Source organism: Lunatibacter salilacus, assembly GCF_009797935.1.
Taxonomy (GTDB): domain Bacteria; phylum Bacteroidota; class Bacteroidia; order Cytophagales; family Cyclobacteriaceae; genus Lunatibacter; species Lunatibacter salilacus.
This window is the reverse complement of record NZ_VOLC01000022.1, coordinates 1-24219: the sequence shown is the minus strand read 5'-3', so window position 1 is coordinate 24219 and position 24219 is coordinate 1. Positions and strand designations below refer to the sequence as shown.

General features: G+C 41.2%; 21 protein-coding genes and 1 tRNA gene. 14 read left to right on the top strand and 8 right to left on the bottom strand.

The window, feature by feature from the left end:
• The first annotated feature begins 194 nt into the window (after window positions 1-194).
• The 3 genes from mfd to FQ608_RS22990 all read left to right on the top strand — a co-directional run bounded on the left by mfd (window position 195) and on the right by FQ608_RS22990 (window position 7967).
• Window positions 195-3548 (top strand): transcription-repair coupling factor, encoded by a 3354-nt coding sequence (gene mfd / locus FQ608_RS23000; protein ID WP_158860848.1) that lies wholly within the window; start codon window positions 195-197, stop codon window positions 3546-3548.
• Between the two features lie 170 nt (window positions 3549-3718).
• A complete protein-coding gene (gene gldJ, locus FQ608_RS22995; RefSeq protein ID WP_158860847.1) occupies window positions 3719-4948 on the top strand; it encodes a gliding motility lipoprotein GldJ in 1230 nt (409 codons plus the stop codon).
• Between the two features lie 211 nt (window positions 4949-5159).
• Window positions 5160-7967 carry a YCF48-related protein gene (locus FQ608_RS22990; RefSeq protein ID WP_158860846.1) on the top strand — a complete coding sequence of 936 codons (2808 nt, stop codon included), beginning with the start codon at window positions 5160-5162 and terminating at the stop codon, window positions 7965-7967.
• A gap of 62 nt (window positions 7968-8029) precedes the next feature.
• Here FQ608_RS22990 and FQ608_RS22985 read toward each other — a convergent pair whose 3' ends face one another.
• From FQ608_RS22985 to FQ608_RS22960, 6 genes are all read right to left on the bottom strand, one after another.
• Entirely contained in the window at window positions 8030-9949 is a 1920-nt protein-coding gene (locus FQ608_RS22985) for a DUF2207 domain-containing protein (RefSeq protein ID WP_158860845.1), read from the bottom strand.
• Window positions 9950-9954: 5 nt separating this feature from the next.
• The gene (locus FQ608_RS22980) at window positions 9955-10500 is read right to left on the bottom strand and encodes a LemA family protein (RefSeq protein ID WP_158860844.1); all 546 of its coding nucleotides are present in this window, start codon (window positions 10498-10500) and stop codon (window positions 9955-9957) included.
• Between the two features lie 95 nt (window positions 10501-10595).
• The gene (gene rplS / locus FQ608_RS22975) at window positions 10596-10964 is read right to left on the bottom strand and encodes a 50S ribosomal protein L19 (RefSeq protein WP_158860843.1); all 369 of its coding nucleotides are present in this window, start codon (window positions 10962-10964) and stop codon (window positions 10596-10598) included.
• Window positions 10965-11024: 60 nt separating this feature from the next.
• On the bottom strand, window positions 11025-11744 hold the full coding sequence (gene trmD / locus FQ608_RS22970; RefSeq protein WP_158860842.1) for a tRNA (guanosine(37)-N1)-methyltransferase TrmD: 720 nt from the start codon (window positions 11742-11744) through the stop codon (window positions 11025-11027).
• 1 nt (window position 11745) lies between these two features.
• A complete protein-coding gene (gene rimM / locus FQ608_RS22965) occupies window positions 11746-12276 on the bottom strand; it encodes a ribosome maturation factor RimM (RefSeq protein WP_158860841.1) in 531 nt (176 codons plus the stop codon).
• 13 nt (window positions 12277-12289) lie between these two features.
• Window positions 12290-12916, bottom strand: a complete 627-nt coding sequence (locus FQ608_RS22960; protein ID WP_158860840.1) for a 30S ribosomal protein S16 — start codon at window positions 12914-12916, stop codon at window positions 12290-12292.
• Window positions 12917-13181: 265 nt separating this feature from the next.
• Between FQ608_RS22960 and FQ608_RS22955 the strand changes: the two genes are divergently transcribed.
• Window positions 13182-13253, top strand: a tRNA-Arg gene (locus tag FQ608_RS22955).
• A gap of 861 nt (window positions 13254-14114) precedes the next feature.
• Here the strand turns inward: FQ608_RS22955 and FQ608_RS22950 are convergent.
• Both FQ608_RS22950 and FQ608_RS22945 read right to left on the bottom strand, forming a co-directional pair.
• Window positions 14115-14657 (bottom strand): helix-turn-helix domain-containing protein, encoded by a 543-nt coding sequence (locus FQ608_RS22950; RefSeq protein ID WP_158860839.1) that lies wholly within the window; start codon window positions 14655-14657, stop codon window positions 14115-14117.
• Window positions 14658-14737: 80 nt separating this feature from the next.
• A complete protein-coding gene (locus tag FQ608_RS22945; RefSeq protein WP_158860838.1) occupies window positions 14738-15193 on the bottom strand; it encodes a response regulator in 456 nt (151 codons plus the stop codon).
• A gap of 531 nt (window positions 15194-15724) precedes the next feature.
• On the opposite strand from FQ608_RS22945, the gene FQ608_RS22940 reads away from it, so the two are divergent.
• The 10 genes from FQ608_RS22940 (at window position 15725) to FQ608_RS22905 (ending at window position 23971) form a co-directional block, all read left to right on the top strand.
• Entirely contained in the window at window positions 15725-16147 is a 423-nt protein-coding gene (locus tag FQ608_RS22940) for a DUF1801 domain-containing protein (RefSeq protein ID WP_158860837.1), read from the top strand.
• 36 nt (window positions 16148-16183) lie between these two features.
• Complete coding sequence (locus tag FQ608_RS22935; protein ID WP_234364349.1) at window positions 16184-16675, top strand: DUF4287 domain-containing protein; 492 nt, start codon at window positions 16184-16186, stop codon at window positions 16673-16675.
• A gap of 7 nt (window positions 16676-16682) precedes the next feature.
• Entirely contained in the window at window positions 16683-17270 is a 588-nt protein-coding gene (locus tag FQ608_RS22930; protein WP_158860835.1) for a CHAP domain-containing protein, read from the top strand.
• A gap of 256 nt (window positions 17271-17526) precedes the next feature.
• Window positions 17527-18294, top strand: coding sequence for a LuxR C-terminal-related transcriptional regulator (locus FQ608_RS22925; RefSeq protein ID WP_158860834.1), 768 nt, complete (start codon window positions 17527-17529; stop codon window positions 18292-18294).
• 68 nt (window positions 18295-18362) lie between these two features.
• A complete protein-coding gene (locus FQ608_RS22920) occupies window positions 18363-20705 on the top strand; it encodes a TonB-dependent receptor (protein ID WP_158860833.1) in 2343 nt (780 codons plus the stop codon).
• A 461-nt stretch (window positions 20706-21166) separates the two neighbouring features.
• On the top strand, window positions 21167-21571 hold the full coding sequence (locus FQ608_RS27615; protein ID WP_234364348.1) for a BRO family protein: 405 nt from the start codon (window positions 21167-21169) through the stop codon (window positions 21569-21571).
• A 22-nt stretch (window positions 21572-21593) separates the two neighbouring features.
• On the top strand, window positions 21594-22001 hold the full coding sequence (locus tag FQ608_RS27610; RefSeq protein ID WP_234364347.1) for a hypothetical protein: 408 nt from the start codon (window positions 21594-21596) through the stop codon (window positions 21999-22001).
• A gap of 564 nt (window positions 22002-22565) precedes the next feature.
• On the top strand, window positions 22566-22934 hold the full coding sequence (locus FQ608_RS28160) for a MarR family transcriptional regulator (protein WP_394351684.1): 369 nt from the start codon (window positions 22566-22568) through the stop codon (window positions 22932-22934).
• A gap of 194 nt (window positions 22935-23128) precedes the next feature.
• Window positions 23129-23515: a helix-turn-helix transcriptional regulator gene (locus FQ608_RS22910; protein WP_158860832.1), complete on the top strand. Its 387-nt coding sequence runs from the start codon at window positions 23129-23131 to the stop codon at window positions 23513-23515.
• A 69-nt stretch (window positions 23516-23584) separates the two neighbouring features.
• On the top strand, window positions 23585-23971 hold the full coding sequence (locus FQ608_RS22905; protein ID WP_158860831.1) for a VOC family protein: 387 nt from the start codon (window positions 23585-23587) through the stop codon (window positions 23969-23971).
• The last annotated feature ends 248 nt before the right edge of the window (window positions 23972-24219 follow it).

The window sequence follows — 24219 nt, the reverse complement described above, 5'->3', positions numbered from 1 at the left end:
CAACGCCTTAGATAACTTAATCCTATTCGGACGCATGATAACATAAATAAATTGTATTTTTGCTTTCCCAAAATCACCTTTTCAATTGCTGAAATTATCAATGGGGTATGTAACTATGCTGATTTTCCTCCTTACAGAGAGAAAAAAGGGGCCTTGTTGATTTACATGCCCACTTTATAAAAAGAAGTTTTACTTTGGACATACAAGCCTTTATAAACCTGTTTAATCAGGATCCCTTTCTAAAGAGCATTAGTGAGGAGCTTAAGGACAGCAGCCATCCCACCTATCATTTCAAGGGCCTTTCTGGAAGTGTGGACATGGTGCTGGTGCAATCCGTGATCAAAAATATTGGTGGTTACCACCTGATTATGGCTCATGATAAGGAAGAAGCTGCCTATCTTATGGGAGATATGGAGGCTTTGTGCCCAGAGCTTGAGCCATTGTTTTTTCCAGCTTCGGTTAAAAAACCTTACCAATATGACGACCTGGATAATGCCAACGTATTAATGCGGGCTGAAATATTGAATATCCTGGCCACCAAAAAAAGGGAATCTTACGTCCTGATCACCTATCCAGAAGCAATTTACGAAAAGGTTGTCAACAAAAGGAGCTTAAAAGAAAACACATTCTCGGTAAAAGCGGGGGAAAAAATCGATCTCCCATTTATCGAGGAGCTGCTCATTACTTATGATTTTGAAAAAACTGATTTCGTCTACGAAGCAGGACAGTTTGCGGTAAGGGGAGGCATTATCGATGTTTTTTCCTTTGCCAACGAGTTGCCTTACCGCATAGAACTGTTTGGGAAGGAAATTGAAACTATACGGACTTTCGAAGCCGAAACACAGCTATCATTAGATTCGGTCGACGAGATAAGCATTATCCCCAACATCCAAACTCGGTTACTGAGTGAATCCAGACAATCCATGGTGGAATTTCTTCCACCAGACTCTTATATCTGGTTCAAAGACCGGGGCCATGCCCTAGGCCAGATCCAAGACCTCTATGAGCAGGCGATTGCCCGCCATGATGCGCTTGGGCACGGAAATTCTGGAAGTGCTACCCTATTAATGGCTCCAGAACGACTCTTTGATGGCAAAGTCGAGTTTCTCGAAAAAATTACCTCGTTTAAAAAAATTGAATTTGGCCATGTTTTCTCATCAGAATCGGCTAAAACATTTACGTTTGATACAAAACCCCAACCTTCCTTCAATAAAAACTTTGATTTGCTGCTTAGTGACTTGTTGGCCAATGAACATCAAGGTTTGGTCAACATCATCAGCTCGGAGAGCGAAAAGCAAATTGAACGCCTTAAAAACATATTGGAGGAACTGGATCCCACGCTCCGGACTCAATCCCTTTCAATGAGTCTGAGAGGAGGATTTATTTTTCCGGCGATGAAAATCGCCTGCTATACAGATCATGAAATTTTTGAGCGCTTCCACCGGTACAAAAGCAAAAAAAGAAGTAGCAAATCCAGGGCGCTAACTTTGAAGGAATTGAACAGTCTTCAGCCCGGGGATTTTATCGTCCATGTGGATTATGGCGTAGGCAGATTTGCAGGGTTGGAAAGGGTAGATGTCAGCGGCAAGCAACAAGAGGCCATCCGGCTAGTTTTCAGGGACGATGACCTTCTCTATGTAAATATTCATTCCCTGCATAAGATCTCCAAATACAGCGGTCAGGAGGGGACACATCCACCCATGTCCAAATTGGGATCACCGGAATGGGAAAACAAGAAAAGAAAGGTCAAGAGCAAGGTAAAAGACATTGCAAAAGACTTGATTGCACTCTATTCGAAACGACTGGGAGCCCTAGGTCATGCATTCTCCCGGGACAGTGTCCTGCAGGTGGAACTGGAAAGCTCCTTTATATATGAAGATACTCCGGACCAAGCCAAGTCAACCGCGGATGTAAAAGTAGATATGGAAAAACCCCACCCTATGGACAGACTGGTATGTGGGGATGTGGGATTTGGAAAAACCGAGATCGCAATCCGTGCAGCATTTAAAGCAGCCAATGACCGCAAACAGGTTGCCGTGCTGGTCCCGACGACTATCCTTGCCATGCAACATTACCAAACGTTCAAGGAAAGGCTAGCCCAGTTCCCGGTGGAAATAGACTATATCAACCGCTTTCGTTCCGCTAAAGAAATTAAAGAAATCGTACGTAAAGTCAATTCGGGGGAAATTGACATTCTTATAGGCACGCACCGCATTGTAAATAAAGACATCAAATTTAGGGACCTTGGTCTGTTAATTATCGACGAAGAGCAGAAGTTCGGTGTTAAGGTAAAAGATCAGCTTAAGCAAATGCGGGTTAATGTGGATGTGCTTACGCTCACAGCAACCCCCATTCCCCGTACATTGCATTTTTCACTTATGGGAGCAAGAGATTTGTCAGTGATCGCAACTCCTCCCCCAAACCGCCAACCCGTTACTACGGAAATCCATACCTTTCAAGAAGAGATCATCAGGGACGCCATCGCCTATGAACTGAGACGTGGTGGACAGGTTTTCTTTGTTCACAACCGGGTAGGAGAAATTGATTCCATTGCCAACCTCATTCTCCGTTTAGTGCCGGATGCAAAAGTCATGGGTGCACATGGCCAAATGGATGGTAAGAAACTGGAAAAAATAATGATCAGTTTTATAGAAGGGGAGTATGACGTTCTAATCTCTACCAACATTATTGAATCCGGCTTAGACATTCCCAACGCCAATACCATTATCATTAACAGGGCCCACATGTTTGGGGTCAGTGATCTCCATCAGATGAGAGGACGGGTAGGGAGAAGTAATAAAAAGGCCTATTGCTACCTGCTTACCCCCCCTACGGCAACCCTCACCCCGGAGTCGCGGAAAAGGCTGGAAGCATTGGAGGAATTTTCAGATTTGGGAGATGGCTTTAAAGTGGCTATGCGGGACCTGGACATTCGTGGGGCAGGAAATCTACTTGGTGCGGAGCAAAGTGGTTTTATTACCGACCTTGGCTTTGAAATGTACCACAAGATTCTGGATGAAGCGGTACAGGAACTGAAAGAAAATGAATTTGCGGCACTCTTTGAGGTTGACCTTAAAGAAAAGGTAGAGGTTCTTGTCCGGGACTGTGTGATAGAAACAGACCTAGAGCTGCTTATCCCGGAGACCTATGTGTCCAATATTTCGGAGCGGCTTAGCCTTTATTCCCAATTGGACAATATAAAAAAGGAAGAAGAGCTCGAAAAATTCGAACAAAACATCAAAGATCGGTTTGGACCAATACCGGAGGAAGTCCATTCGCTGTTTGAAACAGTTCGGTTGAGATGGTTGGCAGAGCGGTTGGGGTTTGAAAAACTCACCCTGAAAAACAAACAAATGAAATGCTACTTCGTTTCATCTGAAAGACACTTGTACTACCAATCTCCGGTATTTGGTAATATTATGAAAAAAATTCAGGAGAAGGCAAAGCACTGTAAAATAAAGGAGTACAAAAACCGTTTGATACTTGTAATTGAAGGCGTGCCTACCATTAAAAGTGGTATTAATTGGTTAAATGAATTTAAACTTTAAAACATTTCTTCCTAATTAAAATGATTTTCGAAGCTAATTTTACGGAAAAAATTAAAAGAATTGGGGGTATTCGGGATAAGATGCAAAACCTTGCCTGAAAAGAATATTGTTAAAATATATTATTGATCTTATATTAGCGTTTTAATAGCGTGCAAACAAAATATCTTCACATGACATTGGTGAACAGATTCAACGGATTGTCCTCTTTGGCAGCCCTCCTTATTTTCAGCTTGGTTTTATACTCCTGTGGAAATCGTTCAAGTAGAAGAACCGCAAGCAACCCAGGAGGTGCAAGTGCATCTACCGGCGCCCAATATAGCTTTGATGATGATGATACTACCAGGTTTCAGGTGTTTAGGTTACCAAGAGAGGTAATTGGACCTAAGTTAAAATTTGTCCAAGGTGGTAGAGCAGTGCTGGGGTCTCAGGAACAAGATATTATGGGTTTTCGGGATAATGTGGAGCGCACGGTCACAGTGGCTTCATTTTATATGGATGAAACTGAAGTGACGAACGTTGACTACAAAGAATTTCTTTTTGAAATCGCAAATAATACGAAAAGAGGTATCTCACAGGATTCTCTTCAGAAACTGCAGCCAAATGATAATGTTTGGGAAGGGTTAATGTCCTACAATGATGTTTACGCTACTTATTATTTTAGATATCCCGGTTTCAACTTTTATCCTGTAGCAGGGGTAAGTTGGAGTCAGGCCAATGTATATAGTCAGTGGAGAACCGTGTATGTGAATGAATTGAGCTCAATAAGAAACGAACTTGATTCTGCCCTCACCCAAAATCAATTGATTGAAAGAGGAGTAACCTTTCCAGCATACAGATTACCGAATGAGGCTGAGTGGGAATTTGCCGCCAAGGCAATGGTCGGTACCCAGTATATGGATGAAAATCAGGAGAATGGACGAATTTATCCCTGGGATGGCAGAGGCCCACGTAATCCATATAATATAAAGAGGAAATCCAGACAAGGTGACTTTTTGGCAAACTTCAAAAGAGGAAGAGGAGATTATGCGGGTATTTCCGGCTCTGTATCCAACGATGGAGATATAATTCCTACCAACGTGTACAACTACCCGCCCAATGATTTTGGACTTTATAATATGGCGGGAAATATGAACGAATGGGTTCAGGATGTTTATCGACCTTTGTCCTTTCAGGATTTCGATGATTTGAACCCACTCAGAAAGGACGGCTTGTTTGATGAGGAAGAAAATTATCAGACAACCATGATTAACGACAACTTCAGAGTGTTTAAAGGTGGCTCATGGAAGGATGTAGCCTACTGGCTAGCTCCAGGTGCACGTCGCTTCATGCATCAGGATTCAGCAACGAACCATATAGGGTTTCGATGTGCCATGATCGCAGTGGGCGGGAAAGACTACTAACTTGAATAAACACCTACTTCTAAAGCTGTTTCTTCCTTTCGGATGGAAACAGCTTTTCTTTTTTAGAGCTCTTTGTAGATACAAATAATTACTTCATCCCGCAGAAACTGGACTTGACATTAGAAGGTGGGAGTAATACCAAATTATTGTATTATTTCTTAAGAATAGTTTTATTTTTGTACGTATAATGGACTTGTTTTAAGGGTTTTGTATGAGTAAATCTGTACTTTTAGCTGTATTGTGTTGGTTTGTGGCATCTGTTTCATACTCTCAAAGTTGGAGAAGGGTGGGTAGTTGGGGCAACGATTTTAGCGATATAAAATGGATCAACAATGAGGTAGGTTACCTCAGTGGAGAAAATATCTTTTTAAAAACTCTTGATGGTGGTCTTAGTTGGACAGAGCAGTTAGCGCCTACAACTCTTCAAATAGTCAAAATGGACTTTTTTGATGAAAATAACGGCGTAGTACTCGCCCAAGGAGGTACGATATATCGAACTACTAATGGCGGTACATCTTGGCAAGTCCGTACACTTCCGAGTCAGGAGCGATTAACAGGGGTGAAATACCTTAGCCAAAATAATGTATTGATTACCGGAGAAAACGGTGCACTCTTCGGATCCACAAACGGAGGACATACCTGGTCCATGCGTGATGTAGGTACCACTGCTGATCTACGATCACTATTCTTTGTCGACAATCAACTGGGTTTCATAGCCACCTCTTCTTCGGATATTTTCAAAACCACCAACGGTGGAACGACCTGGCAGCCCCTTCCAACAGGTTTTGAGGTTTCATTGAATGATCTATATTTTGTCAATGATACTGTCGGCTATGCGGTAGGAAACCTTGGCGCTATCATCAAAACGGAAAATGGGGGAAATGACTGGCAGTTTATTAACAGCGGTATTGATACGGATTTTACGGCCATTGCATTCAATCGCAACAATCCATTAATTGGAGTAGTGTCCGGAAAGAACGGAACCATCCTGCGGACAATAAATGGAGGGTTGACATTTATTCAGGCAGCTAGCCGAACAACACAGGACATACATTCCCTCGCATTTCGCCAAGAAACAAACAACGTGTTTTTCGTAGCAAATAGCGGCTTTTTGGGCTCTTCCGCTAATTCAGGCGCTTCATGGGCTATCCGGCTTTCCGGAAGGTCTACCGACTTTACCGCTGTACAGTTTACTTCTGATGTCAGGGGATATATTACTGGAGAAAATGGATTGATTCTTTTGACTGGAAATGGCGGGAATACCTATGTAGACCGATCCAGGCCTCTTTCTTTGGCATTCAAAGCACTTCACTTTGTCTCAGCCGGGGCAGGATATGTTTCTGGCGAAAATGGGAATATCATCAGCACAACTAACTCAGGAGCCAACTGGACTACCCTCAATCCAGGAACCAACCGAAATATAAATGGTGTCTTCTTCTTAGACATTAATCGCGGATTTGCTGTGGGTGATCGGGGATATATCGCTACTACTATAAATCGTGGTGTTAATTGGTCTATCGTCAGTTCTGGAGAAAACGTATTGGATTTCAAAGCTATTACTTTCTTTGAACCTGACGAGGGGATTATAATAGGAAATGGGGGCTATGTATCAAGGACTGAAAATGGAACCGACTGGACTAGGATTAACCTACCCACCACCGCCTCCCTCAACGCCATCAGCATACTGGATGATAACAATGCCATGATTGTCGGTAATCAGGGAACTATCTTTAGGACATCAAATCGGGGACGACAGTGGCAGCGGGTCAACGGCGGATTTCAGGAAGATTTGACTGGCGTGGAATTCTTGGACGAATCAGTTGGGTTTATAACGGGTAACAATGGACTCATGATACGTACTTTTGACGGAGGGCTTACCTGGGAAAGGTTAGCTACTGGAACATTTCAAAACCTAACCGGAATAAGTTTCGGAGACCTGAATGTAGGGTATGCCATTGGTGAAAAAGGAATGCTCTTCCAATACACCTGCCAAGTACCCCAGCAATCTACCGCCATTTTTGGTGAAAGTAACATATGCTTAAGTCAACAAATCTATACCATTCAGCAAGGAGAGGAACCCGGCACCACTTATGAGTGGCGAGTTGATGGCGGAACGATCCTCGAAGGACAGGGCACCAATCGCGCTGTTGTACGCTGGGACATCGCTGGACGCAACGCTGTCATGGTGCGCGGTCAGAATACCTGCGGTAATGGTCCTACATCAGCACTTGAAGTCGTAGTCTCCACACAACCCAGCCAGGTACCACCCATACAAGGTGAAGGGGTTGGGTGTCTAAGTGCCATTAATGAATTCTATGTGGATTCAGTTCCCGGTACAGAATACGTCTGGTCCGTGACAGGCGGAATTGTCCGAGGGGGACAGGGTTCCCCTCATATCGAGGTAGAGTGGACGAACTTAGGAAGTCATACCTTAAGTGTGTCTACAAGGAATCCATGCGGAGAAGGGCCCACTTCGCAAAAAGCCATCCGAGTAATCACGGTTCCTAGCCGGCCGGGTTCTATCACAGGAGGGAATAGGGTAGGACTCCAACAAGTAGATTATCAAATTCCTACGCTGCCAGATATCAATTACCAATGGTCGACTGGAGGCGGTGGCACCATTATCAGCGGTCAAGGAACAGGTAACATTCGAGTCGCTTGGGAAAACGAAGGAGATTTTGATTTAACTGTCACCCCCATGAACGAGTGTGATTCCGGACCGGGTCAGACATTTGCAGTGAATGTTAACCTAATTACCTCGCTACCCGAAAATGGCAAAGTTGATAGTTATTTCAATATTTTTCCAAATCCTTCCCAAGGAAATGTAGAAATCTCCGTCAAAGGTATTTCGCAATTACGAGAGTTTAAGATTTACAACACATTGGGGCAGGAAGTAAGAGCAGTTTCCATAGAGAATGGGCAGCAGCTTTTCAGCTTTCAAAACCTGCCTAAAGGGCTATTGACCGTAGTGTTAAGAACACGAACTAGGGAGTATACCAAAACGATTTGGGTGAAGTAAAATCTATTAAAAGAAAATAGATTCTGATTTCAGCGGGGAATCCACTAGCAGGGGTTGGCGGACTACCAGCCGCCGCCTCCGCCCCCACCGCCTCCGCCGCCAGATCTGCCACCACCGCCACTGCCTGACTTCGATCCCGGAGCTGCGGCAGAGTTGTTGAGCACGTTGCTAAAGGTACGGCCCAAACCTTTAGAAAAACCTCCCATAGCCCCGGCGTTGAAAGCACTTCCGGCATACCAGGCCGGTGCATACCCCATGGATCTACCTGTGTTTTTCTCCATCACGGCCAGACTTTTCTCGAAGCTTTTTCCCCAGGCTTCTCCGACGCCAAGCGCAATGGCATAAGGTAAAAACTTTTCAAATATTTCCGGTGTAAGTCCGGGAGGATTCATTTGCTGTATCTGCGGCTTTTCGGCAGCATTTAGATACATTCTAAATCCTTCAATTTCATCCATGATTAGCCTTCCGCTTTCAGTAGGTGCCTTAATCAGGTAAAAAAAGAGGTAATTTGTTACTCCCAAAATCATAAAAAGTGTTAAAAGGCCATACTCAAATTGAGCACCAAAATTAATATACAGAAAAACGGGAACTGCAAGAAACAAAGCAATGGAAAACAAGCTTCCGAAAAGAGGCAATAATTTTACTTGTTCACCCTGTGTAAGTTCATATAATTTTATCAGAAGATTCGAAACCACTCCCGACAGCAACAGGGTTATTACAGTTCCCATTATTAAAAACACCCTTTCTTCCTCAAATCTTAGTGGAAAAGTGGCCACCAAGGAAAAAATAACAGTTGCAATAGATAGCAAAATACCTGGAACAAGCCAACCCTGATTCAATTGAAAATAACCTTTCTTATAATTGGTATTGAGGTAAGTCTGTACGGCTTTTAATGCCCCTCCGATTTTTTTATGTTCCTTTTGATTAAGGGTGATAACTGAATTTCCCTCCGGAAATAAAGCATTAACCACACTGCGTTCCATTTGATCCATAGACTCATCTTCCCGTTTCAAAAGTTGCAACACATACCGACGTCGTTTTTCTTCTACAATTTTGATAATCCCTCTCGTAGCTAACTGGATCATTGCTGCCGTAAACGCCGTCTGGTCAAATCCCATGTGATATATATATCGGGTCGCAGCTGCATCCAATTCTTTTGGCGTCTCAAATTGCGGATAAATTCCGCCCTTCTTTGGGTCTCGTCCAACCTTATTCCAAGCAAAAAGATAATATCCCAAAGCCAAAATCACCCCAAATAAAGCGATTAATATACCTAAGTTATCCCCAAAAAACTGCTGTCTCTGGTCCATAGCAGATGGTTGTTCCACAATGCCTTTAGGCCAGGCAACGGCAACTGTTAAGGCCTCATGGGGTTTAAGTGAGCCTTTCAAAGTAACCACTAACGTTTCATCCCCCTCTTCAGTAATCTCACAATCACAACCTGTACTTCCCGAAGGACCAGAGTATGCTGCATATTGGATGATCTCGGCTCCGGGGGGCAATTTTATACGGGCGGTTGCCCTACGAATAGGAAAGGCCCAACTATCTCCGATTACATTCCAATAAAGCTCATCAAACTCTTCAAAAAAACCTATCTGACGGTTGGTCGTATATTCGATGGTATAGGTATAGTTGCCTTTATCCAAAATTACGTCTGGATTACCTATGCGGATAACCCTAAAATCACCTTCTGTCAAAATCTCATAGGGTTCGCGATCCCCGTCTTTCAACACACTCTGCACCTCAAACCCTACCTGGACCCGATTATTGTATTTGTCCCGATAGATGACCGGAAAAGTGCGGAAAATACCGCGTTGGATTTCATTTTGCAGACTGTTTACCGTGATCGTCTCTTTCACCTTCAAGGATCCGTCTACAAGCACTTCAATGTCGCTCAGATATTCTAAAATAACCTCCTGATCCTGTGCATTAGCCCAATAAGGCACCACAGACAGAAGTAGAATTACAATATTTTTTCTCATGTCTATTAAAGATTAATTTGGGGAACACTGCCTTCTGCTTCACTCCCTAAACTGAAAAAAGCTTTCTTGGAAAACGAAAACAATCGGGCAATTATATTTGAAGGAAAAGTTTCAATTTTCGTGTTTAGCTCTCTTACTGTCCCGTTATAATACCTCCTTGCCTTTTGGAGGGTATTCTCTACCGCAGAAAGCTCCTTTTGTAATTCCAAAAAATTAGTATTTGCTTTCAGCTCCGGATAGGCTTCAGCAACAATCATCAACTTACGGAGAGATTGTGTTAGGGCAGCTTCGGTTTCCCCCTGCTCCTCCACGGTATGCGGCCTGAGAGCTTCACTTCTTATCCGGGTTACTTCCTCAAACAGCGATTTCTCGTGGGCGGCGTAGGCCTTTACGGTATTTACAAGATTAGGCACTAAGTCAGCGCGTCTTTTAAGTTGCACATCTATGCCACTCCATCCTTCGTCGGCCAAATTTCGTAGACGTATAAGCTGATTATAAATTAAAATGATAGCGATGGCAATAACCAACAAAACAACAAGCAAAGTAATCATTCGACCAAATTTAAAAGTGTTTTAAAGATACCACAAAAACGAAAGTAATAAAAAATAGGTCAAAAAAAAAGGGACCATTTGGTCCCTTTGTAAAATTAGCTCTTTCTTGGCCTAATTTTCTCTTTAATCTTAGCAGATTTGCCCTGACGTCCTCTCAAGTAGAACAGCCTGGCTCTTCTTACTCTACCTTCTCTCAGCAGCTCAATTTTGTCGAGGGCTGGGGAAATAATAGGGAAAATTCGCTCAACTCCCACACCGTTGGAGATTTTCCTTACCGTGAAGGTTTCACCGTTGGTATTGGGGTTCTTTCGTTGGATCACAGTACCTTGGAACTGCTGAATACGCTCTTTGTTACCTTCCGTGATTTTCACGTGTACATTGATCGTATCTCCGGCCTTAAAAGATGGAAACTTGGCCCTTACGTCCTTGTATTCCTCTTCTACGATTTTAAGTAGTTCGCTCATTGCTTAAATATTTTTGCGTATCGCGTTTAAATTGCCTTGGAGCAATATGTGTTTACTTTATTAATTCTTTCTGCTTATGCTATCGCCACCACTTTCCTGATTTTTTTCGATCAACAGATCAGGCCTTCTGGCCTTAGTGCGGCGAACCGACTCTTCGAACCTCCAAGTTTCTATCTTAGCAGCATGTCCTGACAGCAACACCTCTGGAACTTTCATCCCCTCATATTCTGCAGGTCTGGTATATACCGGAGGCGCCAATAAGCCATCCTGAAAGGAATCTGTCAAGGCAGAAGTCTCGTCGTTGAGTACACCGGGTATTAGCCGAATTACCGCATCCGTGACCACCGCAGCGGCAAGTTCCCCTCCCGAAAGCACGTAGTCTCCCACGCTGATCTCACGGGTAATAAAGTGCTGCCTGATCCGTTCGTCCACTCCTTTGTAATGACCACAAAGTATGATAAGATTTTTCTTAAGTGACAGCTCGTTGGCCATCGACTGTTGGAAAGTTACCCCATCAGGACTCATGTAGATCACTTCATCATACTCCCGTTCTTCTTGAAGGGAAAGTATGCAATTGGCGATTGGCTCTATCATCATGACCATACCGGCTCCCCCGCCAAAGGCGTAGTCGTCTACGCTTTTTTGCTTTCCGGTGCCGAATTGTCTCAGGTTGTGTACCACTACTTTCGCTAAGCCTTTGTCCTCAGCCCTTTTTAGGATAGAGTGATCAAAAGGTCCTTTCAACAGTTCCGGCACTACCGTGATGATATCAATTCGCATTTTAATCGTTCAGGTATATGTCAAGTAAGCCCTCAGGCAAGCGACAGAAAACTTTTTTTGCTGCCTTATCCACTTTCTGGATGATTCCTTCTTGTATGGGTATCAGGACTTCTTTTTCCTGGTAGTTCATACCAATCAAATCCTGAGTCTCCAGATCATAAATAACCGCTACTTCTCCAAGCTCTCCCATTTCCTCATCGATAACCTGGCATCCCACCAGATCATGGAAGTAATATTGGTCTTCACTGAGGTCGGGCAGCTCTTTGAGAGGAAGATAGAGTGCAGTTCCTACTAGGGCTTTCACCTGATCGACGTGGTCGAATTCCTCAAACTTGGCCAAAAACCGATTATTTGGCTGGGGCACCAGGTGCTCCAGAAAATGCGGGATAAGGCGGTTGTTTTTCTCTACAAATAGATGCTTCACATCTTCGTAGTCTTCGGGAAAATCCACATCCAGAACCAAAACTACCTCCCCATGGAGTCCATGAACTTTGGCAATGTAGCCCAATTGAAAGCAATTGTCTTTGTTCATGGCAGTAGGTCAATTATGCTTTATCTTCTCCTTCTTCGGCAGCAGGAGCTTCGGGAGCTTCTTCAGCAGGAGCTTCGGGCGCTTCAGCAGCAGCTTCGGTTGCTTCAGCTGGTGCTTCTTCGGCAGCCGGGGCAGCAGCAGCTTTCGCCTCTGCTTCAGCGGCTGCTACTTCAGCTGCGGCATCATCTTCTCTTTTCTTGATAGCATCAAGTCTTGCCTGATTCTTGGCAACTTCCGCTTCAAAAGCTTCCTTCTTAGCGGAGTCTTTTGCTTGCGTAATTTTGTCAACCTTAGAGGCAATTGCCTGCTCTTTGGTATCAAGCCAAGCTTGGAATTTCTCGTCAGCCTGTTCTTGCGTGATCGCTTCTTTCAGGACACCAATCTGAAGGTGCTTCTTCAGCATCACACCGCGATAGGAAAGCATTGCCTTTACCGTGTCGGTAGGCTGCGCTCCGTTCAGAAGCCACTTAAGGGCTCTGTCGTTGTTGATACTGATAGTTGCGGGGTCAGTGTTCGGATTGTAAGATCCGATTTTCTCGATAAAGCGTCCATCTCGTGGAGCTCTTGCATCAGCTACTACTACGTCATAAATAGCCATTTTTTTCCGGCCTCTACGCGCTAATCTGATTTTTACTGCCATATTCTATTGATATTTAGTGAATTGATGGATCCCGTCCATCCGTTTTTTTGGACTGCAAAGATAGATGAATAAAATTAAAAAGAATAATATCCCTTCACAATATTTGCGCAAATGGGGATTTATGTTTTAACTTGCGACGTTGTTTGGAAAAGCTGTAGCTTAAGCTCCTCGATTATGGTCGGAGCTCGATAGGTTGATACAGTTGATTTTCGTACTGTAGTTCAATGGATAGAATACCTGCCCGCCGGCAGGAAAACAGTTGTTTGGCCTCGTAGTTCAATGGATAGAATAGAAGTTTCCTAAACTTTAGATACAAGTTCGATTCTTGTCGAGGCTACACAAAACCCCATTTACTGAATGTAATGGGGTTTTTCTTTTTTTAGGGATTGTTTGCTGACACTTTATTCAAGTTCACTTTGAATTTTTGCTTTGGGTCCTAATTATCATTAAATATTCATTAAAGTCAGTAAAGGCAATTTTGCTAAACGCTCCTATTTCCATCAAAAACAAACGGCCTCCGCTATTTTTAATTGACGAAATCCTTAATTTACCGAAGCCAGCGCACGTTCAGGGCAAAAGTTTTTTGCCCCTTTTACAGAATCCCGATCAGAAATGGAAGGAAGTTGCCTTAAGTCAGTATCCGCGTGACAATGGAAATGTTGTGGGCTATTCAATGCGTACGGAGCAATATCGATACACCCGATGCGAAGAACTTAGCAGCGGAGAATTCTACTTCCGGTTTCATTCCCTCTACGCCTACTAGGTTATAGGATGTGCAATTGGGGTGTAATTTCAATAATTGTGGCAAGATTTTCCTCACCTTGAAAATTTGCTATAGGCTCTTCTATGAAAAGGATTCTTTTCTCCTTTGCAAGTCTACATATAAAATGTTGGGTACGCTGGTAAACAAATTCCCAGCGTAAGTGAAACTCGCTCTTCTTGTAAATATCCCATGTAGGTAGTGAAGTTTTTCTATACCCAATTTAATTCTTGACATTCGGTGGAATATGCCTATGCGGTGTCGCTTACACTTTTTTAAAGTAACGTTTGGGCCGTTTGCTGAATGTTACATTATTGCATGTCAGACTTTACACATTAATCGTGAACACCTTTTTAATTGCCTGCATCGACGAAAATGGATGCGAATGAGCGAACATCATTCTCAAAAATTGTGACTCTTAGAGGCGGAAATCAAAAATTAAGAGTTCTCGCGTTTTAATGCGATTATTTTTTTAAAAGCGGTTGGGGTTAGCCCAGTCATTTTTTTGAATTGCCCTGAAAGGTGCGCAACGCTGCTGTATTTCAGCATAAAGGAAATATCAGTAAGGGAGTATTGCTGGAGAAGAAGTTGTTTCGCTTTTTCGACTTTTTGCAACATGATGTAATTTTCTATGGAAGTATGCGTCTGCTCGGAGAAAAAAGTTGAAAGGTAGCTGTAGTTCATCCCCACCCTTTCCGCTATATAAAAGGAAATTTTTGATGTCGGCATCTCCTCCATTTCAATCATCTCAGCGATTACGTTCTTAATTTTCTGAACAATCCGTTCTTTTGGATTGTCAACTAGTTTAAACCCATGCTCCTGTAGGATATTCTCAAGTTCGGCTATTTCTTCCCTATTTTCGGTAAAGAGCTCCAATTCACCGAACTCTCCAATCCGGTACTTTATATCGAAATTCTTCAACGATTTTTTAAGAAGCGATTCAAATGCACGATTGATGTCTACCTTTACGCTAAAAATCATGAGCTGTTCTAGTTTTATTTCTAATCCAAATACGTTTCAGATCAGGATTTCGCGTTCTTGATACCAAACAAACTGGTCAATCAAAAACACCTTACAAACGTTTCAAAATTGATGCCCATGGTATGAAATTGCATACAACTTCGTAAAGCTTCCTGAATACGCTGTTGTAGAAGCTTATACTCGCTGGGTTTGGTAATAAAAATATTTGCCCCTTCTGCGAGACATTTTCTAATGGTTCTTTCGTCACTCTCCATCGAGTAAATTGCGACAATTAGTTGTTTGTAGCTAGGGTTAGTCCGTATTTTCTTTAGGCATTCCAACCCGCCTTTATTGGTTAGATGTAAGTCAAGAAATAGAATATGAGTTGTATTTCCTAACGGTCGGGCAAGATATTCTTCCAATTCCTCAGCAGTTTTGAAACTGATCAGATCCAGCTGAATATACTCTATCGAGGAAAGGGCCTTTTTGAATACCACATGCTCATCATCCATGTCATCGACAAGAATGACCTTCAACTTTTCTGGTTTATGATTCATAACAACAGTTTTTTAATCTCGTAGTTTATAAAATTACAAATTAGGATCTTTTCAATAATGCACATTTTTGCAGAAAATAAGAAAAGGTACCATGTTTGAAGCCTATTAATAGCAATCTTCAATCCATAAATTACATTATTATGTAGGCCTACGTCATTTTTATGAAATAACCGATAGCTAAATGAATCAAATTTTTGAACTAACATCCCTATTCCTTTATGGAAGTGAAGTTTTTTAAAGTCAAGACAACTTTTTCAAGTCGCTAAATATTCCAAATATTGCGTTGGGAGGATTGGAACCGAAAGAATTGCTGGATATTCCTAATGGTCTGTCTAAAGTTAGATTTTTGCTTGGTTGGATTGACTATCGAGTTTATAGGTGATTATGTGCTAAAATAACACAGCTTGAACGAGCATATTTGAAAACAAATAGGTAAATTCAATTTGAAAATCAGGGGCTATTCATTGGGCACTCTGATTCGTAGTCTGAAAATAATAGGTGACATTTAGGAAAAGTTTTAATTTTATACAGATGGCGGAGCTAAAAACTAAACAGCACGATGCGAACATAGATGACTTTATCAACTCTTTCGCCGATACTGATCAAAAAAGAAAGGACAGCTTTGAACTGTTGAAGCTTATGCGGGACGTCACTGGGTACGATCCAAAGATGTGGGGGCCTAGCATCATAGGTTTTGGGAGCTATCATTACAAATCAGACAGAAGTAAACAAGAAGGCGATTGGCCCCTTGTTGGGTTTTCTCCCCGAAAAGCAGCAATCTCACTCTATGTGTATACAGGTTGTGCTGGACAAGATGATTTGCTGAAGGACTTGGGCAAATTCAAAATGGGCAAAGCCTGTATATACGTAAAAAAGCTATCGGATATCGATCAGAAATTCCTCGAAAAACTGATAAAATCCACTGTGGACTTTCTTCAGGCAAAACACAACTAATTTAAAAAAAGGCTTATGGACAAGGCGACGCAATCGATGATAGAAAACCTGCACAAGAACTCTGGGAAGACATTGGAGGAATGGTGCGCAATTGTGAAAAAAGAAAATATTTCGAAACACGGGGATATAATTCAGTTTTTAAAAGATAATCATGGACTTACGTATGGTTTTGCAAATCTGATTGCCCACAAATCGAAGGGCTCTGATGCTGGTTCCGCAGATAACCAAGAAGACCTAATCCCTAAGCAGTACAAAGGAAAAGAACACCTCAAACCAATTTACGACAAACTTATGGCTGAAATTGCAACCTTAGGTGATGACATAGAAATCTCCCCAAAAAACGCCTACGTCAGCTTAAAAAGGAAGAAACAATTCGCAACCCTAAACCCCGCGACAAAGACGCGCTTTGCCCAAAGAAAAGAGGCGGATTGTTGCAGTTTTACAGAGTACAACGAAATAAGAGTAGAGGGATCTGATTTTGAACAAGATTCTCAATGTGGGATTTACAAGGTGTTCGTTGATTTATAATGTGAAAATGAAGCGTTGCACATATTATTTGATCGGATTACTCATTTTCGGTTTTGCTGGACTTTTGGTTTTCAAAAAAGTTACCTTTAACAGGGATTTTACAGTTGGTCAGCAAACTGACAGCTTAAATGGAGTAGCCGTATATTACAACGGTGGCGTGGGCAATGTGACAGGGCGAAACACAACATCTGATGGATATAACCTTGGATTGAAATATCAGTGTGTAGAATTTGTGAAAAGGTATTATTATGAACATTTAAACCATAAAATGCCAGACAGTTACGGACACGCCAAGGACTTTTTTGATAAGTCATTGTCTGACGGACAGAAAAACACAGAGAGAAATTTAACACAGTACACAAACCCAAGCAAAACTAAACCTAGAGTTGGCGACCTTTTAATTTTTAAAGAAACTGTTTTCAACAAATATGGTCATGTAGCAATAGTTTCAAAAGTGACAGACGGTGAAGTCGAGATTATCCAACAGAACCCAGGGCCATTTGTACAGTCAAGGGAGATATACCGACTTGATAATAAAGGGGGAAAATGGGAAATCAGATACAAGAGGAATTTAGGGTGGTTGAGGAAAGACTAAAACCGATGAAAAAAGTTAAAAATCTGGGAGTTTATCGTAGAGCATTTGACACATTTTGCATACCTACCTTCGAAAATACAGTCCGCATCGGTTTCAAAAAAAATATCCACTACCCCGCTTGACGGGATTGACGAAATCCTTAATTTGGGTCTGCAACCTTAGGAAATATATGTGATATATAAGTGTTGTGGCAAGGATAATGGATCGGCAATCATCTAATTAGGTAAAATGAACATGTAACCTAGAAGTAAAACCAATGGCACAAAGCAGTCTTCAGGAGGTAGCGACTAAATATATTTTTCAATTTCAATTCGATGTGGATAATCTTGATTATGCGCTTGTTGAAAAACATAAGGTAGCTTTACAGGTTTTGGCAGAAGTTAGTAACTCAGGCGCATGTATATTTGATTTGAATGAAAAGAAAATTACATTCTTTTCTTCAAACTATGGGAACCTGTTAGGGTATACTCCAGATGAATTTGAATACCAGAATTATCTTTATTTTGAAAGTAAGATTCACCCGGAAGACAAACATTTACTTGCACTAAATGGATTATCGACATTAAAAATGTTTAATGCGCTTTCAGGTGAGGAAAAGCTAAATCATAAGGTTATTTATGAATACCGCATTATGAATGCTTCAGGTGAATACGTTCGATTCATTGAGCAATACCAAATTTTGGAACTAGATAAAACCGGACAAATATGGTTGTTGTTGAGTACGGTGGACATGTCGCCAAATCAAATTGGTGATAATAAAGTGAAAAGCCAGTTTTTGAACTTTAGGACCGGTCAGATATTGCCAATTGAAATTGAACAAAAACCAACCCTTGAGCTTACAAAACGAGAATTGGAAATTTTGAACTTTGTTAAACAGGGTTATCTAAGTAAGGAAATTTCTGATAAGTTATCTATAAGTGTTCATACTGTTAATACACACCGCCAACGTTTTCTGGAAAAGTTAGGAGCAAACAATTCTATGGAGGCAATAATTTTCGCTTCCAAATATGGGCTTCTCGCCTAATATACTGACTTTTCAGTATTGTATCATTTTTTGTTTACCAAGACTTTTGTATCAAAAAAATACAGAAAATGATACAAAAGATTTTGATTACAGCTTTATGTGCATTTGGAATTGCATTCCAGCTATATGCACAAATTACTCAAACTATTAAAGGAACAGTTATTGACAAATCATCCGGTTTCCCACTACCTTATGCTAATGTGATAGTATTGGATACGTCACCACTTCAAGGAACATCTACCGACTCATTAGGAGTGTTTACCATTCAAAATGTTCCAACAGGGAGATACAATTTACAAATATCCACTCTAGGATATCATGAAGAGGTGATCCGGGAAGTGCTTGTTGAGTCGGGAAAGCAAACTGTTTTGAATATAACCTTACTGGAAAACATTAGTGAACTGGGTGAAGTAATTGTCAAGCCTACTATCAACAAACAGGAAGCTTTAAACCCTTTTTCAACCGTAAGCTCGAGAATGTTAAGCGTAGAAGAAGCTTCCCGATATGCAGGAGGCTTTGACGATCCCGCAAGGTTGGCCTCAGCATTTGCAGGCGTGGCGTCAAGCACCGGAACCAATGGAATAATTGTAAGAGGAAATTCTCCAAGATATTTACAGTGGAGAATGGAAGGTGTGGAAATTCCCGACCCAAATCATTTTAGCAATTTGCGTGCTTTTGGAGGCGGCGTACTCACAGCTTTGAGTAGTCAGATGCTAGCAAACTCAGACTTTTTCACAGGTGCCTTCCCTGCTGAATACAACAATGCCTTATCAGGGGTTTTTGATATGGCTATGAGAAAAGGGAACAGCGAAGAAACAGAAAGAACGATACAATTGGGACTTATTGGATTGGAGGCTTCGCAGGAAGGACCGTTTAAAAAAGGCGGTAAAGCAACCTATTTGTTTAACTACAGGTATTCAACACTAGGTTTACTAGAGCCCGTTTTGCCGGATAACGCAGAATCGATTAAATATCAAGACCTCTCTTTTAAACTTCATTTTCCTACCCAAAAAGCCGGAACATTCTCCCTGTGGGGTGTTGGACTTATAGATGGTGCAAGTGCCTACCCAAAGATAAATAGCTCAGAATGGGTTTACTATGACGATAAACAAGAAGATATTATCAGGCAGTACATGGCCGCTGCCGGATTAAATCATATCTATTTTCTTGATAATAGTTCCTACATAGAAACCACAATTTCAACTACTGCCAGTGAGGTTGATTGGAAAACAAAGGCTCTCAACGGCAATAAAGAATTGACCCCCTTTAGCAATATATCAAATTTAAACCGGGATTACTCCCTTGCAACCTTTGTAAACAAAAAATTCAGTCCACGGCATACCAACAGAACAGGTGTCAAGGTAAGGTATATGACCTATGACTTACAATTGAACAAAGCAGAAAACGTGGGTGACTTTCCTGTTGAGATTGTAAATACACAGGGAAATAGTGCATTATGGTCAGCTTTTTCAAACTCATCAATCATGCTGACCAATAAACTACGTATGAACATGGGTTTAAATGGCCAACTATTCGCACTCAATAATCATTTTACAATTGAACCAAGATTGGGGTTGGTCCAATCAATTGGAGAGAAGCAATCCATAGGTTTGGCTTACGGACTCCACAGTCGTTTGGAAAACCTGAACTTTTATTTCAACAATTCCCTGACTACAGGCGAACGTGAAGTAAATAAAAATCTTGATTTTAGTAAAGCACATCACTTTGTACTTAGCTATGACTTAGTACTATCGGAGAACCAACATTTGAAAATCGAACCCTACTATCAATTGCTATTTGATGTTCCTGTTATTGAGGGCAGTTCGTTTTCTTTTATCAATTTACACACAGATTGGTTTTTCGCGGAAAAACTGAAGAATTCGGGAGAGGGGCGAAACTACGGTATAGACCTGACCATGGAAAGGTTTTTTTCAAAGGGATTTTATTATTTATTTACAGCGTCCATCTTCGATTCCAAGTATAAAGGTGGCGATGATGTCTGGAGAAATTCGAGATTCAATAGAAATTATGTTGTAAACTTTCTAGTTGGTAAGGAGTGGAATATTGGGCCTACAAAGCAAAATACACTTAGTTTAAATACCAGGGTTACCCAGCAAGGAGGGAATCGATATTCACCGGTTGATGTGGCAGCAACGTTGGCCCGGGATGAAGTAGTTTATGACGAATCGCTCGCGTTTTCGCAACAATCTGACCCGGTACTGAATATACATTTTACGGTAGCCTATAAAAAGAACAAGGCCAAAAGCTCCCGCGAATTGGCGCTTAAGCTAATTAATATGACTAGCCAACCGGATTTTTATGGCTTTCGTTACAATTTCCAAACAGGGGGAATAGACAAAGATGTGGAAAAAATCATGATACCTAATTTAAGTTATAAAATTGTATTTTAAATACCATTACACCTAGTAAAATTGAACGCATTTGGGCCCCGGTAGCTTTGATTCAAACGATCGCGGTCATGATTGTGGCAACTAGTTGAAATAGGCAGCAAGCAAAAATAGCACAGAAATAAAAGATCTGTATGAAGAAAAAAACTATAAGGATGCTATTTATAATCTCATTAAATATTACGACATGACGTATTTGCCTTTCCACCTATGTGCCGCCTCTTCTATTGCCAAAAGACCTATTTAATCTTTAATTAAGATCGAATATCTGGAATAAAATCTTTACTAAATTGAAAAATACCCTGTTCAGGGATGGTGTGGTTAAGAATTTTTTGGGATATTGTGGAGGAAAATTGGGAGATTTCTGCAACCACTACGCTATGTAGACCAAGTGAAACAAATAGCGGGATTGGTGTTTAGGGGATAAAAGTTGATTTGCTTCAAAACAGACTAAACTTTACATTATGAAGAGAGAACTTATATCTGAACTTTTTAAAAAATTTGAAGATGCGTGCTATGATTTAGATGGGCTTGAGTGTTGGAGTGGTCGGGAATTACAAGAAATTTTAGGATATTCCGATTGGCGGAATTTTACTAACACGATTCAAAAAGCAGTTAAGGCTTGCGAAAATTCAGGAGAAAAAGAATCGGATCATTTCGTTGGCATCACCAAAATGATAGAAATCGGAAAAGGTGGACAGAGAGAAGTTCAAGATGTTGCCCTGACTCGATACGCTTGTTACCTTGTTGCTCAAAACGGAGACGCATCAAAACCTGAAATCGCTTTTGCACAAACCTATTTTGCTGTACAAACACGAAAACAAGAATTGATAGAGAGTAGACTTTTACAGAGTAAATGCGAGGGATAAACTTTCAAAGTCAGAAAAGAAATTGTCAGGGATAATATACGAAAGAGGTGTAGATAGTAAAAGTTTTGCTCTTATTCGTTCAGAAGGAGACAAAGCTCTTTTTGGTGGCAGGACTACTCAGTTTATGAAAAATAAGTTAGGCATTCCTAGTGGCAGACCACTTGCGGACTTTCTGCCAACGCTCCTAATTAAGGCAAAAGATTTTGCAACTGAATTGACAAGCTACAATGTAGTTGACAAAGATTTGTCAGGTGATAAGCAGATAACAAAAGAGCATATTGACAACAATGGTGAGGTAAGAAATATCCTCCTGAAACGAGGAGTCAAACCTGAGAATTTACCTCCTGCGGAGGATGTGAAGAAGGTGCAAAGAAGAATTGACAGTACCGAAAAAATGATTTTAAAGGAAATAAAAAAAGACAAAAAATAACCAAGTGCTAAAACTGTATTTGCGCTAGTGCTTCTAAATTGCACTCCTCATTACTCACAGGGGCAATTTGCTCGCTCCAATCAAAAAGAAGTAATGAAATATGCGGAATTTCATGGTACTCAAAGCCGCTAAAGGGATGAAAGGTGTTTGTCCAAGTTGCGGATCATAAGAAGTGGGATTTAAGTAAAACTTAATTCAAAATGTCAACCATATTGACATTCAGTCGTTTATAATTTAGTAAATAATAACAGGATTCAAAACCCGGTGACAAATTTATTTATTCAAAATTCAATTCTGCGAAGATTACCCAAAAGCTATGAGGGTAGCGGCTGGAATCCAACTCTAATTTACCAGAATTACTTCTCGTATCTACTAAATCAATCATTTAGACTGTTCCAATACCGCCTTTTGTCCACTTCCAGGCTCTACCTACACTTTTTCACCCCCCCCCACCTTTGTAGAATTCCCTCCAAAAAACCTAAGTTTTCAAACCAAAAAAAACCTATCAACCTATCGACCAATAAACCCATCAACCAAATAACCTAGTATCAACACAGGTAATCAATTGGCATATCTTATCTTCGAGATAAGAAGGGCATACAAGAGGGTATCTTTACCGTTGTCCTCAGCAGAACTTCAAAAAGTTCGGAGAAAAATTCGGAGAAAAGTTCGGAGAGCGGTTCAGAGCAGTGGTTAAAAACCAAAGCAACCATTCTGGAAAAAGTCAATTTCAAAATTAACAAAAGCCAGTGGAAAATCCTTCGAATCATTATTGACAGGCCTCAAAGTATCATTCAGGAAATGGCCGACCAAATTGGGTTAAGTACCAGAGCTATTGAAAAGAATCTCGAAAAACTAAAAGCAGCGGATTTGGTAGTCAGGACCGGATCAGACATCAGCGGCATCTGGACGGTGAAGATCGATTCTCATTGAAGGGGAGGACATTATTACTCGTGCAGCAGATTACTCGACAAAAAAATTACCTATCTTACGCAAGCCAATCAAAAGCTCAGAATCCAGATGTAACCTCTGCAGTATTATAAGTCAAAAGTAGTAGTAAACGGTCAACGTTTTTTAGGCATGGTCAACCCATAACTCATAACCCATAACCCATAACTAACATCCAAATGAACTACTACCAACAGCAACTTCAAAAAATCAAACACACCGCCCTACCCCCAGCATATATCTTTATCCAAATCCGCCAATCAAAGCTGTTTATGGATAGGTATTATGCCGAGGCGTTGAAGTTGAATGAGTTAGCGGAACAGGCGTTTGTTTCCAAGTATCATTTTGTGCGGTTGTTTAAGCGGATCTATGGTAAATCGCCTTTTGAGTACCTCAAGGAGGTAAGGATGGAGATGGCCAAGCAACTATTGCGTGGCAAAATGTCTGTATCTGACACCTGTTTTTCGATTGGATATCAAAGCCTTTCTACTTTTTCCGGGGAGTTTAAAAAATCTACGGGTTTAAGTCCTTCTCAGTACAGACATCTTGAGAATAGCAATCTGTAAGAAATCCATAAACCAGCAAACCAATATATTTGGATGAAAAACAACAACTCATTCAAAATCAATCTCTTTATGAAAATTAATCTCACTAGTGTAATGGTAGACGACCAGGAAAAGGCCCTTCAGTTTTATACCGAAAAATTGGGGTTCCTGAAAAAGACAGAAATACCCATGGGAGAACACAAGTGGCTAACCGTCGTCTCCCCTGAGGAACAAAATGGTGTGGAACTTGTCTTGGAACCCGTAAGCTTTCCTCCGGCCAAAGTCTACCAACAGGCATTGAAGGAAGCCGGAATCCCGTGGACCTCATTTGCCGTCGCGGATGTACCGGAGGAATATGAGCGGCTTAAAAAATTGGGCATCCAATTCAGCATGGAACCCACACAGATGGGTGGGGCAATGATGGCGGTATTTGATGATACCTGCGGCAATAATATTCAAATTGCCCAGCTTATTTAATTGAATAAACCGATTAAGTGTAAATGGTAGTTCAACTTTAAAATAGAGCTTAAATCCGAGGAAATTAACCCTTTAGGATTTAAGCTTTTGATTTTATGGGGCAATAGTTAACAGCTACCTCCTCCTTTTACCAATCTGCTCCTGAAACATCTTTACCACTTCTCTTGCGGTTTCCATGTCCACACCGACTTTTTGGATATAACGGTTCGATTAGTGCCACCCGTTTCGGTGTAATTGAGCCACCCATT

Coding starts and splice junctions, on each gene's coding strand:
- gldJ (WP_158860847.1), top strand. CDS start 3,719: ATGACATTGGTGAACAGATTCAACGGATTGTCCTCTTTGGCAGCCCTC.
- FQ608_RS22990 (WP_158860846.1), top strand. CDS start 5,160: ATGAGTAAATCTGTACTTTTAGCTGTATTGTGTTGGTTTGTGGCATCT.
- FQ608_RS22985 (WP_158860845.1), bottom strand. CDS start 9,949: ATGAGAAAAAATATTGTAATTCTACTTCTGTCTGTGGTGCCTTATTGG.
- FQ608_RS22980 (WP_158860844.1), bottom strand. CDS start 10,500: ATGATTACTTTGCTTGTTGTTTTGTTGGTTATTGCCATCGCTATCATT.
- rplS (WP_158860843.1), bottom strand. CDS start 10,964: ATGAGCGAACTACTTAAAATCGTAGAAGAGGAATACAAGGACGTAAGG.
- trmD (WP_158860842.1), bottom strand. CDS start 11,744: ATGCGAATTGATATCATCACGGTAGTGCCGGAACTGTTGAAAGGACCT.
- rimM (WP_158860841.1), bottom strand. CDS start 12,276: ATGAACAAAGACAATTGCTTTCAATTGGGCTACATTGCCAAAGTTCAT.
- FQ608_RS22960 (WP_158860840.1), bottom strand. CDS start 12,916: ATGGCAGTAAAAATCAGATTAGCGCGTAGAGGCCGGAAAAAAATGGCT.
- FQ608_RS22950 (WP_158860839.1), bottom strand. CDS start 14,657: ATGATTTTTAGCGTAAAGGTAGACATCAATCGTGCATTTGAATCGCTT.
- FQ608_RS22945 (WP_158860838.1), bottom strand. CDS start 15,193: ATGAATCATAAACCAGAAAAGTTGAAGGTCATTCTTGTCGATGACATG.
- FQ608_RS22940 (WP_158860837.1), top strand. CDS start 15,725: ATGGCGGAGCTAAAAACTAAACAGCACGATGCGAACATAGATGACTTT.
- FQ608_RS22935 (WP_234364349.1), top strand. CDS start 16,184: ATGATAGAAAACCTGCACAAGAACTCTGGGAAGACATTGGAGGAATGG.
- FQ608_RS22930 (WP_158860835.1), top strand. CDS start 16,683: ATGAAGCGTTGCACATATTATTTGATCGGATTACTCATTTTCGGTTTT.
- FQ608_RS22925 (WP_158860834.1), top strand. CDS start 17,527: ATGGCACAAAGCAGTCTTCAGGAGGTAGCGACTAAATATATTTTTCAA.
- FQ608_RS22920 (WP_158860833.1), top strand. CDS start 18,363: ATGATACAAAAGATTTTGATTACAGCTTTATGTGCATTTGGAATTGCA.
- FQ608_RS27615 (WP_234364348.1), top strand. CDS start 21,167: ATGAAGAGAGAACTTATATCTGAACTTTTTAAAAAATTTGAAGATGCG.
- FQ608_RS22910 (WP_158860832.1), top strand. CDS start 23,129: ATGAACTACTACCAACAGCAACTTCAAAAAATCAAACACACCGCCCTA.
- FQ608_RS22905 (WP_158860831.1), top strand. CDS start 23,585: ATGAAAATTAATCTCACTAGTGTAATGGTAGACGACCAGGAAAAGGCC.